This window comes from Streptomyces sp. NPDC058872 (genome assembly GCF_042743065.1).
Lineage (GTDB): Bacteria > Actinomycetota > Actinomycetes > Streptomycetales > Streptomycetaceae > Streptomyces.
Window position 1 is genome coordinate 1 of sequence record NZ_JBHYMK010000104.1, and the last position, 13,488, is coordinate 13,488.

The 13,488-nt window shown below is 74.3% G+C and carries 12 protein-coding genes and 1 pseudogene; 6 read left to right on the top strand and 7 right to left on the bottom strand.

Annotated features, from left to right (window positions below; translation table 11 throughout):
- Nucleotides 1-143: 143 nt before the first annotated feature.
- The 3 genes from ACFW22_RS34660 to ACFW22_RS34670 all read right to left on the bottom strand — a co-directional run bounded on the left by ACFW22_RS34660 (nucleotide 144) and on the right by ACFW22_RS34670 (nucleotide 3,909).
- Nucleotides 144-1,652 (bottom strand): cellulose binding domain-containing protein, encoded by a 1,509-nt coding sequence (locus ACFW22_RS34660; RefSeq protein ID WP_386412490.1) that lies wholly within the window; start codon nucleotides 1,650-1,652, stop codon nucleotides 144-146.
- 152 nt (nucleotides 1,653-1,804) lie between these two features.
- Nucleotides 1,805-3,211 (bottom strand): sensor histidine kinase, encoded by a 1,407-nt coding sequence (locus tag ACFW22_RS34665; protein WP_386412493.1) that lies wholly within the window; start codon nucleotides 3,209-3,211, stop codon nucleotides 1,805-1,807.
- Entirely contained in the window at nucleotides 3,208-3,909 is a 702-nt protein-coding gene (locus ACFW22_RS34670) for a response regulator transcription factor (protein WP_386412496.1), read from the bottom strand. The genes ACFW22_RS34665 and ACFW22_RS34670 overlap by 4 nt, the downstream gene beginning before the upstream one ends.
- A gap of 87 nt (nucleotides 3,910-3,996) precedes the next feature.
- On the opposite strand from ACFW22_RS34670, the gene ACFW22_RS34675 reads away from it, so the two are divergent.
- Nucleotides 3,997-4,581: a hypothetical protein gene (locus tag ACFW22_RS34675; RefSeq protein WP_386412498.1), complete on the top strand. Its 585-nt coding sequence runs from the start codon at nucleotides 3,997-3,999 to the stop codon at nucleotides 4,579-4,581.
- 3 nt (nucleotides 4,582-4,584) lie between these two features.
- On the opposite strand, the gene ACFW22_RS34680 is transcribed toward ACFW22_RS34675, so the two are convergent.
- Both ACFW22_RS34680 and ACFW22_RS34685 read right to left on the bottom strand, forming a co-directional pair.
- Nucleotides 4,585-5,451 (bottom strand): spermidine synthase, encoded by an 867-nt coding sequence (locus ACFW22_RS34680; RefSeq protein ID WP_386412500.1) that lies wholly within the window; start codon nucleotides 5,449-5,451, stop codon nucleotides 4,585-4,587.
- Nucleotides 5,452-5,494: 43 nt separating this feature from the next.
- Nucleotides 5,495-5,932, bottom strand: coding sequence for a hypothetical protein (locus tag ACFW22_RS34685; protein WP_386412501.1), 438 nt, complete (start codon nucleotides 5,930-5,932; stop codon nucleotides 5,495-5,497).
- 225 nt (nucleotides 5,933-6,157) lie between these two features.
- Between ACFW22_RS34685 and ACFW22_RS34690 the strand changes: the two genes are divergently transcribed.
- A complete protein-coding gene (locus ACFW22_RS34690; protein WP_386412503.1) occupies nucleotides 6,158-7,438 on the top strand; it encodes a tetratricopeptide repeat protein in 1,281 nt (426 codons plus the stop codon).
- 51 nt (nucleotides 7,439-7,489) lie between these two features.
- Here ACFW22_RS34690 and ACFW22_RS34695 read toward each other — a convergent pair whose 3' ends face one another.
- Nucleotides 7,490-8,086 (bottom strand): histidine phosphatase family protein, encoded by a 597-nt coding sequence (locus ACFW22_RS34695; protein ID WP_386412505.1) that lies wholly within the window; start codon nucleotides 8,084-8,086, stop codon nucleotides 7,490-7,492.
- 145 nt (nucleotides 8,087-8,231) lie between these two features.
- Between ACFW22_RS34695 and ACFW22_RS34700 the strand changes: the two genes are divergently transcribed.
- Genes ACFW22_RS34700 through ACFW22_RS34715 form a run of 4 tightly spaced genes read left to right on the top strand, consistent with a single transcriptional unit; the run spans nucleotide 8,232 to nucleotide 13,182 of the window.
- Nucleotides 8,232-9,110: a phosphatase PAP2 family protein gene (locus tag ACFW22_RS34700; RefSeq protein ID WP_386412507.1), complete on the top strand. Its 879-nt coding sequence runs from the start codon at nucleotides 8,232-8,234 to the stop codon at nucleotides 9,108-9,110.
- Nucleotides 9,004-10,221: a hypothetical protein gene (locus ACFW22_RS34705; RefSeq protein ID WP_386412509.1), complete on the top strand. Its 1,218-nt coding sequence runs from the start codon at nucleotides 9,004-9,006 to the stop codon at nucleotides 10,219-10,221. Before ACFW22_RS34700 ends, ACFW22_RS34705 begins: the two co-directional genes overlap by 107 nt.
- Before the next feature lie 34 nt (nucleotides 10,222-10,255).
- Nucleotides 10,256-11,848, top strand: coding sequence for a hypothetical protein (locus tag ACFW22_RS34710; protein ID WP_386412511.1), 1,593 nt, complete (start codon nucleotides 10,256-10,258; stop codon nucleotides 11,846-11,848).
- Complete coding sequence (locus ACFW22_RS34715; RefSeq protein WP_386412513.1) at nucleotides 11,845-13,182, top strand: AAA domain-containing protein; 1,338 nt, start codon at nucleotides 11,845-11,847, stop codon at nucleotides 13,180-13,182. Before ACFW22_RS34710 ends, ACFW22_RS34715 begins: the two co-directional genes overlap by 4 nt.
- Here the strand turns inward: ACFW22_RS34715 and ACFW22_RS34720 are convergent.
- Nucleotides 13,183-13,488 (bottom strand): annotated as a pseudogene (locus ACFW22_RS34720) (AhpC/TSA family protein); the annotation flags it as partial. It abuts the gene before it with no gap.

Consider the following 13,488-nt stretch of genomic DNA (forward strand, 5'->3'; position numbering starts at 1 on the left):
CCACCCCCCAGGTCATGCCTTCGACAGGGGGCAACAGTCATGCCGGGCCCGGAGGCCAGGAGCCCCATTTCAGGGCCACGGAAAAGGTAACGGGGTGGGTGGGGGCCGACCGGGGCGCGCGCGTGGGGGACTCGGGGGTCCGGTCACTCGTAGGCGGCGAAGGCCTTCGTGAAGGCCAGCGGCTGCTGGAGGATCGAGGAGCAGGTGGCGTCGGCGTGGTTGACGGCGCCCGCGGCGCACTGCTTGTCGCGCGTCGAGGACCACATCGAGAGCCAGCCGATCCCCTTGGACTTGGCGAAGTCGACGAGTTGGGTGGCATCGGCGACCGTGAAGACCTCGCTGGCGACGTCGTTGACGCCGATCATCGGGGTGACGGCGACGGCCTTCCAGGCTGCGGCGTCGGAGAGCCCGAGAACGCCCTTGAGCTGGCCGTGGGTCGCCGTCGCGGCCTGGATCGCGTACGTCCCCATGTCGCCGCTGTACGCCGGTCCGTAGTCCATCGCCATGATGTTGACGGCGTCGATGCGGACGCCGTTCTTCTTCGCGTCGGCGAGCAGGGCGACGCCCGACTGGGTCAGGCCCTCGGGCATGACGGGCAGGGTGAAGGAGACGTCGAGCCCGGGGTGGGACTTCTGGAGCTGGGCGATCGCCTGTGAACGGCGGGTGTTGGCGGCGGTGTCGGGCAGCGCGGCGCCCTCGATGTCGAAGTCGACCTTGGTGAGCCGGTACTGGTCGATGACCTTGCCGTAGGCGGCGGCGAGCGCCGAGGGGGTCGAGCAGTTCAGGGCCAGCTCGTGACCGGCGGCGCCGCCGAAGGAGACCCGGACGTCACCGCCCTTGGCGCGCAGGGCTCCGATCTGGGCGGCGACCCTGTCGTTCGCCAGGTCGGTGACGCCGCCCCACAGCGGGGCGCAGGAGCCGCCGGAGGTGATGAAGGCGAGGTTGAACTCCTTCACGCCGGTGGCGTCGGCGGTCGCGAGCAGGTCGTACGCCGGGTAGAGCGAGGTGTCGACGTACGGGGCGTACCGGGCGGCCGTGGCGGGGGTGCCGGTCGCGGTGGGCGTGGGGGTCGGGGTGGTGGCGGTGGGCGTGGGGGTCGCCGTGCCGGTCGGCTTCGGGTCGGTGGTGGCGGTCGGCTGCGGACTCGCGGTGGCGGTGGTCGACGGGGTGGCGGTCGGCTGCTCGGTGGGGCGTCCGCTGGGGGTGGGGGTGGCACCCCCGGCCGAGCAGGCGGCCTTGTTGATGAGGCAGTTGACGGGGTCGTCGGCCCGGCCCTGTGCGGAGGTGACGAAGCCGACGGTGACGGACTGGCCGGGGGCCAGCTGCTTGTTCCAGCTCGCGGGCTTCACGGTGACGTGGGTGCCGGAGACGGTGTGCTCGCCGTTCCAGAGCGAGCCGATGGTCGTTCCGGCGGGGAGGTCGAACTCCAGGGTCCAGTCGGACTGGGCGGCGGTCGTCTCGTTGGTGACGACGTACTGGCCGGTGTAGCCGCCGGTCCAGGAGCTGGTCCTGGTGTAGGCGGCGCCGACGGAGGCGGCCTGGGCGGTGCCGGTGAGCGCGAAGGCGGCGCCGCCGACGACCGCTGCCGCGACGGCCGCGCCGACGACCTTGGTCCGGATGCTCGTCCTGCGCCGGTGCGAACTCGTGCCCATCGCGTGCCTGCCTCTGTGTGCCGGGGGTGGGGTGCGGCAGCACGCTAGCGAGAGGGGAACGGACAAAAGCCCTTCTCGGGACCGGGATGGGGATCCTTAGGCTCCGCTTAAGGAAGGCATCGGAACCAGGAAAGGTTCGCTCCGGCGAGGGCTCATGCGCCGGCCGGCCGGCGGGCCCCCGGGGCCTTGCGCCGGCGGGCGGTCCGGTGGCCGCGGCGACCCGTGGCACCGCCCGGGCGCCGCCCGTCGAGGCCGATCCAGATCCGCACCTCGGTCCCGCCGAGGACCGAGTGTCCGATCCGGACGTCGCCGCCGGTGGCCTCCGCCATCCGTCGCACGATGTCGAGCCCCAGGCCCGTGGAGCCGTCCCGGCCGCCGCTGTTGCCCCGGGCCAGCGCGGCGGCCGGATCGACGATGCCGGGTCCGGCGTCGGAGACCAGGACGATGACGGCGTCGTCCCCGTTGTGGACATCGAGGGAGAAGGCGGTGCCCTCCGGGGTGTGCCGGAAGACGTTGCCGAGCAGGGCGTCGAGGGCGGCGACGAGTTCGGGGCGGGCGACCGGGATGCGGACCGGGCGTTCGACGCCCGCGACCCGGACCCGCCGCCCCTCGTCCTCGGCGAGCGCCGACCAGAAGTCCATCCGTTCCCGGACCACTTCGGCGGCGTCGCAGCCGGCGCCGGGCCCGGTGGCCTGGGTCTGCGGCTTCGCCTCCCGGGCCGTACGGATGATGATGTCGACCTCGCGTTCCAGTTGCTCGACGGCCGTGCGGGTCTGCTCGGCGGCCGGGGAGGAACCGAGGGAGGCCGCGTTGAGCCGGAGCACGGTGAGCGGGGTGCGGAGCCGGTGGGAGAGGTCGGCGGCCAGTTCGCGTTCGTTGGCGAGCAGTTGGACGACCTGGTCGGCCATCGAGTTGAAGGCGACGGCCGCCGACTTGAGCTCGGTCGGCCCCTCCTCGGGAACCCGCGCCCCGAGCTTGCCCTCACCCAGGTCGTGGGCGGCGCCCGCGAGCCGCTGGGCGGGCTGGACCATGCGGACGCCGAGGCGGTCGGCAACGGCGACGGAGCCGACGACCAGGGCGATCCCGACGCCGGCGAGGACGAGCCAGGCGGTGGTGACGCCGTTGCTGACCTCGCCCTCGGGGACGAAGAGTTCGACGACGGCGACCTGACCGCTGCTGAGCGCGGTCGGCTGGAGCAGGGCGAAGCCACCGGGGACCTCGGCGATGGAGGCCCGGCCGAGCCGGCGGGTGGCGGCGAGTTCCTCGGGGGCCGCCCGCCGGCTTCCGATTTCCAGCGGCGCACCGACGGGTTCGACGGCGGGCACGTGGATGGCGAGCCGACCCGCGGCCCCGTCCTCGGTGGTGGCGACGGCCTTGTCGAGTTCCTCGCGGTCGGTGGTGATCGCGAGGACGGGGGCCAGTCCGGCGGCCCGGCGTTCCGCGTTGGAGAACGCCCGGTCACGGGCCATCTCCTGGACGACGAGCCCGAGGGGGACGGCGAAGGCGAAGACGACCATGACGGTGACGGCCAGCGACACCTTGACGAGGGCCCACCTCACGGCTGCGGCTCCCGGGGCGGTTCCAGCTTCACGCCCACCCCGCGCAGGGTGTGCAGATAGCGGGGTCGGGCGGCCGTTTCGCCCAATTTGCGACGCAGCCATGACAAATGCACGTCGATGGTCTGGTCGTCACCGTAGGCCTGCTGCCAGACCTCCGCCAGCAGTTCCTTGCGGGGGACGACGACGCCGGGACGCCCGGCGAGGAAGGCCAGGAGGTCGAACTCGCGCCGGGTCAGGTCCAGCGAGGTCCCGTCCAGTTCGGCCTGACGGCGCAGCGGGTCGACGGTGAGCCCGCCGACCCGGAGGACCGGGGAGGACGGGGGCTCGCCGGCGGCCCCCCGGGAGCGGCGCAGCACGGCGGCCATCCGGGCCGAGAGGTGGTCGACGGAGAAGGGCTTCACCAGGTAGTCGTCCGCCCCGGCGTGCAGCAGCCGCACGATCTCGGCCTCGTCGTCCCGGGCGGTCGCGATGATCACGGGGACGTCGGTGATCCCGCGCAGCATCTTGAGCGCCTCGGATCCGTCCAGATCGGGCAGACCGAGGTCCAGGATCACGACGTCGAACCGGAAATGGGCGACCTCGCGCAGCGCCTCCAGAGCAGTGCCGACGCTCCGTACCGCGTGGGAGGCGTCGGACAACTGCCGAATGAGGGCGGAGCGCACGAACGGGTCGTCCTCGACCACGAGCACACTTGCCATGGGCGGCACCGTACGCCATTCGAGTGAGGGCCCGGGCAACGTCCACCCTCCCGCACCGCCCCGGAACGGGTGGTGCACTATGTCCCGGTGCGAAGAGGACTCGTTCACGCCCTGGCCTGGTCGCTCGCCACCGGCGCGGCGGTCACCCTGTCCTGGTGGGGGGTGCACACCGTGTTGTCCGGCACGGTGTACGACCCGCCGCGCGCCCTGCCCCTGCCGGTCGGCACCACCGACGTGCCGGACGCGGCGGACACCGAACCCCTGACCTCCTCCACCCGGCGGCCCGAGGGCACCCCGCCCACCGCGCCGACCGCTGTGGAGACCGCTCCGAGCGGGGCCGCCACCCCTCCCGCTTCCCCCACCGCCTCCCCTTCGCACCGTCCCGCAGCGACGACCGGCGCCCCCGTCGCCCCCGTCGCCCCGCCCGCCGGGTCGGACTCCGGCTCGGAGGTGAAGACGTACCCGGTGGACGGCGGCCGGGTCACCTTCGACCTCGGGGAGTCCTCGGCCGAACTGGTCGCGGCGACTCCCGCGTCCGGTTGGCAGATGCAGGTGTGGAAGCAGCCGACCTGGATCCGGGTCACCTTCACCAAGGACGGCCGCGAACTGTCGGTCTTCTGCCTGTGGCACGACACCGCGCCCCGGGTGGAGATCGAGGACCGACAGGCGTAGGGATCAGCGGAAGACGGAGGCCGGCGGAGCGGGGGAGGGCTTGGCGCTCGCATCGGTGACGGGCGCCGCTCCCCCGGCGAAGTCGGCGAGCGCGCGCCCGTGTTCCACCCGGCCCGGATGCGGATCGGTGGCGACCCGGCGGGTCAGTTCGGCCACCGGCAGCTCCCGGTCGGAGGCGAGCAGCACCGCGTTGCCGAAGCGGCGCCCCCGCAGGACCGTGGGGTCGGCGACCAGCGCCAGTTCGGGGAAGACGGCGGCGGCGGTGGCGATCTGGCCGCGCAGGTGGGTCAGGGGCGGCCCGTCGGCGAGGTTCGCCGCGTAGCGGCCGTCGGGACGCAGCACCCGGCGCACCTCGGCGAGGAACCCGGTGCTGGTCAGGTGGGCCGGAGTGCGCGCCCCGCCGAACACGTCGGCGATGACGAGGTCGGCCCAGCCGTCCTGGACCTTGGCGAGGCCGACGCGGGCGTCGACGGAACGGACCCGGATGCGGGCCGCGCCGTCGAACGGCAGCTCCCGACGGACGAACTGGACCAGCGGGCCGTCGATCTCCACGACCTGCTGGGTGGAGCGGGGCCGGGTCGCGGCGACGTACCGGGCGAGGGTGCAGGCGCCGCCGCCGAGGTGCACCACCTGGATCGGCCGGTTCGGCGGGGCGGCGAGGTCGACGACGTGGCCGAGTCGCCGCTGGTACTCGAAGGAGAGGTGCGCGGGGTCGTCGAGGTCGACGTACGACTGGGGGGCACCGTCGATGAGCAGCGTCCAGCCCCGGGGGCGCTCCCGGTCGGGTACGAGTTCGGCGAGGCCGCCGTCGACGGTCTCGGTGACGGGGGCGGTCGCAGCCGCCCGGTCCCGCTGCTTGTTCCTGGCCACGGGTCCATTATCGGGCCGGGCGCGAAGGGCCCGGCCGGCGGCCTCAGCGGCAGCCGTCGGCCGCCTCGATGAGCCGGGCCGCCTCGCCGAGCGCCTCGCGCAGCACGGCCGGATCGGTGACGGGGTCGGAGTCCCCCGGGGGAAGCAGCCAGCCGGCGGGGCGGGGGGCGTCGCCCGCCGGTTCGGGCAGTTCCGGCAGCTCGGGCAGGCGCAGGCCCCGGCCGGAGGTCCGGGTGCAGGCGCTGCCCGGCATGTCCCAGGCCGCGGCGGTGCCCGGCGGCACCAGGAAGCCGAGGGTGTCGCAGGTTCCGTCGTGGACGACGGAACCGACGGCGGGGGCGGCGGCGCGCCGCAGGATGTCCACGGCCTCCAGGCCCTGCCGGACCGGCACGGTCACCAGGTCCCAGGCTTCGGCGGCGGTCTGGGGCCCGTCGGCCCCGGGGGCGGGCCGCGTGGCCGACTGCGAACCGATTTCCGACATGGAACCCCTCCTCGCTACGGGAGGAGGCACGTTTCGTCCCTCCCCGTACGGTTCAACGCCCGCGCGCGTCAACGGCTACGGCGCCATGCCGCCGCAAAGGATGGCAGTTCATGGCAGATCGCAGGCGAGATATCCGATTTGTAGTCAAACCCAGCGTGTGCATCCGGTCACAGCAGGTACGTTCTTGCCGCCGGACCACCCGGCTGCACCAGAGAGGGCTCGGCCATGGCGATGTCACGGGCAGTTCCCAATCTCGCCTTCCGTCGGCTCCGCGGACAGCGCTCGCCGGCGGAGTTCGCCGCGGCGGTCCGCCGGGCGGCGCGGGAGATCGGCGAACAGGTCGCGTGCGACGCCCGCTACATCGGGCGCGTGGAAGCGGGCGAAATCCGCTGCCCCAACTACGCGTACGAGCGGGTTTTCCTGCACATGTTTCCCGGTTCGGACCTCTCCGACCTGGGGTTCTCCGCACGGGAAACGGTTCGCGGCAGGCGACAGGCCGGGACATCGCCCCCCGCCGCCCTCACCCATCGGAACGATGAGGAGAGCGACGTGCTGCGTCGCGCATTCATGACGAGCGGCTCCGCCACCCTGGCGGTCGCCTCGCTCGGACTCGGCGGCCCCGCCGTCGCGATCCCCTCCCCCCGCGGCACCCACCGGATCGGCGAGGCCGAGGTGCGGGCCGTCGAGGACGCCGTTCGGCAGATCCGGCTGGTCGACGACCGGCACGGCGCCGACGGGCTCTACAAGACGGCCGCCCAGCCGCTGCGCGCCGCGTACGCGCTGCTCGACACGGGCAGCATGTCCCGCCGCTCCACCGAGGAGCGGCTCCATGCGGGCGCGGGCGAGCTCTCCCTGTCCGTCGGCTGGCTGGCCCACGACTCGGGCCGGCACGAGGACGCCCGCTCGCACTATGCGGAGGCCCTGGCCACCGCGCGCGTGGCGGGGAACGCGGCCCTGGAGGCGCACGCCTTCTGCAACACCTCGTTCCTGGCCCGGGACACCGGCAGGTACCGGGAGGCGGTCCGTGCGGCGCAGGCGGGCCTGCGGGCCGCCCGAGCGCTCGACTCGGCCCGGCTGCTCTCCCTGCTCTCCCTGCGGGAGGCCGGCGCATGGGCGGGGCTCGGCGACCGGTCCGCCTGCGAACAGGCCCTCGGCCGGGCGCACGGCTTCTTCGACCGGGGCCCCTCCGACGGCGACCCGGAATGGATGTCCTTCTTCGGCGAGCCGGAGCGGGAGGCCCTGGAGGCCCAGTGCTGGTCGGCGCTCGGCGAATGGGGCAGGGCGGCCCGCCACGCCCATCGGGCCGCCGTGCTGCAGAACCCGCACTTCGCCCGGAACCTCGCGCTCTACCGGGCCCACCTGGCCAAGGACCTGGCACACGCCGGTCGACCGGACGAGGCCGCGGCCGAAGCGCGGCGCGTCATGGACTCCCTCGACGGCATCGCCTCGGCCCGGATCCGGGGCCTGCTTTCGGAGACCGGTCGGGTGCTGGCCGGCACCCGCTGACCGGAACGCCGGCCGGGCCTCGACCACCCCCGCCGACCGGGGTCCCGGACGTCACCGCTCCAAGTGGCCGGTGTCGTTCCACCGCTCGACCGCCGGAGCCCCGTACGCCCACCCCAGGACCGACAGGCTCGTCGGGTCGAGGCGGACGCGGGAGGCGAAGGAGACGTCCTCTCCGAGCCAGCGCGCGCCTATGGAGCGCAGGATGTGGCCGTGGGCGAAGACCAGGACGTCACGGTCGGCGGAGCGGGCCCACTCCACGACCTCGTCGGCGCGGTCCGACAGCTGGGCCAGGGTCTCCCCCTCGGGGACCCCGTCGCGCCAGATGAACCACCCCGGCTGGATCTCCCGGATCTGCTCCGGGGTGAGCCCCTCGTACGCCCCGTAGTCCCATTCCATCAGCGCGTCCCAGGGTTCGGCCCGGTCACCGAAGCCGGCCAGTTCGCAGGTCTCGCTCGCCCGGACCAGCGGGCTGGTGCGCACGTCCACACCGGGCAGGTCGTTCCAGGGGGCCCGGTGCAGTCGCTCCCCGAGCAGCTTCGCGCCGCGTCGTCCTTCGTCGAGCAGCGGGATGTCGGTCCTGCCGGTGTGCCGACCGAGGAGTGACCACTCGGTCTGGCCGTGTCGGGCGAGCAGGATGCGCGGTGCCATGCGAAGGACGCTCCAGAGGTTCACGGTGCGGACGTGCCTCCTTCCATCATCTCCCACGTGAATCGGAGGTGGCGTCCGGGCAACCTGCGGGGGCCGTTCTGCGTCCCCCCGCCCGGGGCGATCACCGACCGGGGGGAACACATCCATGCGCAGGCCACGCTGGTGGGCGGAGCTGTCGCTGATCGTCGTCGTGTACGCCGCCTACTCCGGCGGGCGGCTGCTGGTGCGGGGCGACGAAGCCTCGGCCGTCGAGCACGGGCTCGCGCTCCTGCGGTGGGAGCAGGTGCTCGGGATCGACATCGAGGCCCCGCTGAACCGTTTGTTCACGGACGTCGCCGCGCTCGGGGTCCCGGCGGACTTCGCCTACGCCTCGCTGCACTACCTGGTGACCCCGGCGGTCCTGGTGTGGCTCTTCCACCGGCGCCCCGGGCACTACCGGGCCGCCCGCACCTGGCTGATGGCGTCCACCCTGCTCGGGCTCGTCGGCTTCACGCTGCTGCCCACCTGCCCGCCCCGGCTCCTCGCCCCGGTGCACGGCTTCACCGACACGATGGCGCACTTCAGCGCGTACGGCTGGTGGGGTGCGGAGGCCAGCGCGCCGCGCGGCCTCGGCGGTCTGACGAACCAGTACGCGGCGATGCCCAGCCTGCACGTCGGCTGGGCGCTGTGGTGCGGGGCGATGCTGTGGCGGCACGGACGGACACCGGCCGCCAAGCTCCTCGGAGCGGCGTATCCGCTGGTCACCACGGTGGTCGTGATGGGCACCGCCAACCACTACCTGCTCGACGCGGTGGCCGGGGCCGCCGTGATGGGTGCCGGTTCGCTCCTCACCCCGTACGTGCTCCGGCTCGCCGACGGGCTGCGCGGCAGGGCGGAAGCGGCCCCGGTTGTCCGTGGTGGATGCGAGACTTCCACGGGTGAGCGCATCCCTGGACAGCGGTCTGTCACGACCACCGCAGACGACACCCCGGAGCGGGGCGTCCCCGGAGCGAGCGGAGCCGCAAGCCCGGGGAAGACTCGCTGAGCTGCGCGGCCCGGCCGTCGTGCCGCGCCCGCTGGACGCCAGGGCGATCGCGGCGCTCGCCGCCAATCCCGGCTGTCGACGGCGGGCCCTGTTGGACGGGGCCGGGGTCGACAAGTCGGCCCTCGCCGCGAAGATCGGCTCGCCCGCCCCGTTCGGCCAGTCGCAGTTCGCGATCGTCCGCGGCAACTCCTTCGAGGCGAAGGTCAAGGCGGACGGCGGACGCGAACTGCTGCGGCTGATCGGCGTCGAGGAACCGGGCGAGGTGTCCGTGCCGGACCTGTCGGCGGCCGGGCCCACGGGTCGGGTGGCGCGGACCGCGCTCGCGCTGCGGGAGGCGACCGGAGCCGGAGCCTGGACGCTGCTCGACCATCCGTTGCTCGCCCTGGAGGTGGCCGGCGCGCCGGTCTACCTGGAGCCGGACGCGGTGGTGGTCCGCCCGGACGGCGGGTGGACGGTGGTGGAGATCAAGTCGTTCCCGATGGTCGACGGTTCGGCCGATGCGGCGAAGGTGGGCGCCGCCGCCCGTCAGGCCGCCGTGTACGTGCTCGCCCTGGAGCGGGTCGCGGCCCGCACCGAGGGCGCCCGGGTCGCACAGTCGGTGCTCCTGGTCTGTCCCAAGGACTTCTCCAACCTGCCGACGGCCTCGACGGTCGACGTGCGCAAGCAGCGTTCGGTGACCCGCCGGCAACTGGCCAGGCTGACCCGGATCGACGAGATCGCCCGGGCCCTGCCGGAGGGCATCGACTTCGACGTGGTGGAGCGGACCCCGGAAGAGTTGACGACGGCCGTGGAGTGCGTGCCCCACCAGTACGCGCCGGAGTGCCTGGCCGCCTGCGAGTTGGCCTTCCACTGTCGGTCGCGTTCCCGGGAGGCGGGTGCGGTGGAGGTCCTGGGGCGTTCGGTGCGGGGCGAGCTGGGCGGTCTGAGCACCGTCGGAGAGGTCCTGGCGGCGGCGCGCGGCGAGCGGGACTCCCCCGGTGCGGGAGCAGCGGGGGAAGCGGCCCCGGAGGATCCCGCGGTCACCGCCCTGCGTCGGGCACGGGCGCTGCGCGAGGAGGCGCTGGCGTCAAGGCCCTCCGGCACCTCCGGGGAGGGCCCGTGTCCCTGCTGAACCGTCGTCGTGCCGCGTCCCGGGAGGCCCTGGCATGTCGCTGATCTCCACGCTCGCACGGATGGAGGCCGTCGAGTCGGGGCGGGCGCAACCGCTGGCGACCGTCCGGCACCGCCACCTCTCAAAACGGCCGCTCGTCCTGGTGCCGTTGACCACGGCCGGCGAGGCGGGGGCCCCGTTGGGCGCGCTCGTCGGCACCGCCCCCGAGGAGCCCCGTCTCCTGGTGGTGCCGCAACCCCGGGACCGCGACCTGCGGTTCGCCTTCCTCGCCGATCTGGCCGAGGAGGTGCTGGCGTACCTCGACCCGTTCACGGGGGTCGTGGAGGCGGCCGAGCGGAGCGAGGTCGACCCCGAGACGGGCAAGAAGGTGAAGGTCGAGGTCGAGCTGTGCGCCGACGCGCCGCAGTTGATCGTGCCGAGCCGGGCGGGCGTCGAGTACGTGCGCCTGCTCGGGCGGTCGATGCGGTTTCGGCGGACGGCCGAGCAGGACCCCGAGGCGCCGTTCCCCGCACCGCCGCGGGTGCCGCTGCTCGGACGCTGGCTGACGCACTTCGGCGAGCGGGCCCGGGTCCCCGGGGCCTCGCTGCTGCTCTCGGCGACCGACCTGCTCAACCGGCACTGGGCGACCGGCCAGTCCTCCCTGGAGGACCAGCACCTGGGCGCGCTGCTCGCCTGGATCGACCCGCACGAGGGGGAGTCGGGTGCGGAGGCGGCGCTGCGCGCCGGGTCGGGCCGGGACGCCCGGGGGCAGCTGCTGTGCCCGCCGGCAGGTCCCGCGACCGATCCGGCCTTCGACAACGCGCTGTTGGCGCCCGCGATCGAGCGGTACGACCGGGCCCGGCAGGCGCTCGGTGCGGCCGAGGACGGCGAGGCGGCCGACAGCGGCCTCGGCGCGCTGCACGCGGCCGAGCGGGAGGTGCGCCGCCTGGTCGCCTCCCAGCTGGAGCCGACCTGGCAGGCGGTCTGGCGGGCGATCGGCCTGCTGCGGGAGCTGCCGGAGGGGGCCAGGGTCGAGGACCGCTGGACCCGCGACCGCTGGTCGTTCACCGGCCACCGGGACCGGGTGGCGGCCGGGGAGCCGCCGCAGCCGCGCCGGGACGACGCGGTGACGGCGGCGCAGAAGCTCGCGGCCCGCGAGCAGGCGCAGGGGCAGTTGGAGGCGCAGGAGGCCCTCGACGACCCCCTGGTCCTGGCGGGGCGGCGGCTCTCGGGCGAGGCGTTCACGGCCGAGGTGGTCGAGGTGGTGATGGCGTGGACGGAGTCCAAGCGGCCGGCGCCCCGACCGCTGGTCGCGGTCCGCACGGACGACCGGCCGCACCTGGGCGAGCGGGTGCGGGTGTACCGCTCCCTGGACGGCAAGCCGCAGACGGCGGAGTTCGTGCGGTACGAGGAGGACGGCTCGCTGCTGCTGCGGGTCCTGGACCGGATGGGCCGGTCCAGGGAGCCCGCGGAGGGCTCGGTGCCGGCGAAGGGCGAGCGGATCGCCTGGACGCTGTTCGAGCACGACCAGCGGGTCGGGCCGAAGCTGCCGGACCCCGAGGAGACGCCCTGGACGCACGGCGGTCCCCCCTCCGGGACGGACGCCGTGGAACCGCCCGACGCCATCACCCCGGAGGACGTCCTGTGAACCCGACCGTGTTCGACCCCTCCGCGGAGGCGGCGCGGGCGACGGACGCCATCTTGGCCGACACCCTGCACGGCACCGCCCGGGGCGTGGTCGTGGACTCCCCGCCGGGCGCGGGCAAGTCGACCCTGGTGGTCCGGGCCGCCCTCGAACTGGCCGCTGCCGGACGCCCCTTGATGGTGGTGGCCCAGACGAACGCGCAGGTGGACGATCTGGTGCTGCGGCTCGCGGAGAAGGAGCCGGAGCTGGAGGTCGGCCGGCTGCACTCGAACGACACCGACCCGTACGACAAGGCGCTGGACGACTTGGCGAACGTGCGGAAGTCGGCGAAGGCCGGCGAGCTGGCCGGGCTGCCGGTGGTCCTGTCCACGGCCGCCAAGTGGGGGCACGTGAAGAACGTCGAGCGGTGGGCGCACGCCATCGTCGACGAGGCCTACCAGATGCGCTCGGACGCCTTGCTCGCGGTGGCGGGCCTCTTCGAGCGGGCGCTGTTCGTGGGCGACCCGGGGCAGTTGGACCCGTTCTCGGTGGTGGGTGCGGAGCAGTGGGCGGGGCTCGCGTACGACCCTTCGGCGTCGGCCGTCTCCACCCTGCTGGCGCACAACCCGGAGCTTCCGCAGCACCGGCTGCCGGTCTCGTGGCGACTGCCGGCCTCGGCGGCGCCGCTGGTCTCGGACGCCTTCTACCCGTACACGCCGTTCCGCAGCGGCACCGGGCACGGGGACCGACGGCTGTCCTTCGGGGTGGTCTCGGACGGTTCGGGCCCCGATCGGGTGCTGGACGAGGCGGCCGAGTCCGGCTGGGGCCTGCTCGAACTGCCCGCGCGGCACACCCCGCGCACCGACCCCGAGGCGGTCGGCGCGATCGCCCTGGTGGTGCGTCGGCTCCTGGACCGGGGCGGCGCCACCGTTTCGGAGCGCTCGGACGCCCCGGTCCCGCTCACCGCGGACCGGATCGCCGTCGGCACGGCCCACCGCGACCAGGCGGCGGCGGTCCGGGCGGCCCTCGCGGGGCTCGGCGTCTCGGGCGTGACGGTGGACACGGCGAACCGGCTGCAGGGGCGCGAGTACGACGTGACGGTCGTCCTCCACCCCCTCTCGGGACGTCCCGACGCGACCGCGTTCCACCTGGAGACGGGCCGGCTGTGCGTGCTGGCCTCCCGGCACCGGCACGCGTGTGTCGTGGTGTGCCGCGCGGGCGTGGCGGAGCTCCTCGACGAACACCCGTCGACGGATCCGGTGCAACTGGGGGTGGCGGTCTCCTTCCCCGACGGTTGGGAGGCGAACCACGCGGTCCTCTCCCACCTGGAGGAGCACCGGGTCGGCTGGACGCCCTGATCAGTCGGCCGGCCCGAGCGCGGCGGCGTGGGCGAGGAGTTCGTCCACCGACCACTGGTCGTAGACGTGTTCGCCGTACTTCAGGGCGGCGATCCGGCCGTCCGGGGCGATCAGGAAATCGGCGGGGAGGCCGAGCCGGCCGTTGGGCTGGCTGGTGGCCGGCGGGCGTTCCCGCCCCCGGAGCAGGCGCCAGGCGCTGCGGAGCACGGCCCGGACGACGGCCGGCCAGGCCCGCGGGTCGAGCAGCGCCCTGCGGTGGGACTCCACGCCGAACTCCGCGTACAACCTCCGGTCGGGGTCGGCGAC

Coding starts and splice junctions, on each gene's coding strand:
- ACFW22_RS34660 (WP_386412490.1), bottom strand. CDS start 1,652: ATGGGCACGAGTTCGCACCGGCGCAGGACGAGCATCCGGACCAAGGTC.
- ACFW22_RS34670 (WP_386412496.1), bottom strand. CDS start 3,909: ATGGCAAGTGTGCTCGTGGTCGAGGACGACCCGTTCGTGCGCTCCGCC.
- ACFW22_RS34685 (WP_386412501.1), bottom strand. CDS start 5,932: ATGTCGGAAATCGGTTCGCAGTCGGCCACGCGGCCCGCCCCCGGGGCC.
- ACFW22_RS34690 (WP_386412503.1), top strand. CDS start 6,158: ATGGCGATGTCACGGGCAGTTCCCAATCTCGCCTTCCGTCGGCTCCGC.
- ACFW22_RS34695 (WP_386412505.1), bottom strand. CDS start 8,086: ATGGCACCGCGCATCCTGCTCGCCCGACACGGCCAGACCGAGTGGTCA.
- ACFW22_RS34700 (WP_386412507.1), top strand. CDS start 8,232: ATGCGCAGGCCACGCTGGTGGGCGGAGCTGTCGCTGATCGTCGTCGTG.
- ACFW22_RS34710 (WP_386412511.1), top strand. CDS start 10,256: ATGTCGCTGATCTCCACGCTCGCACGGATGGAGGCCGTCGAGTCGGGG.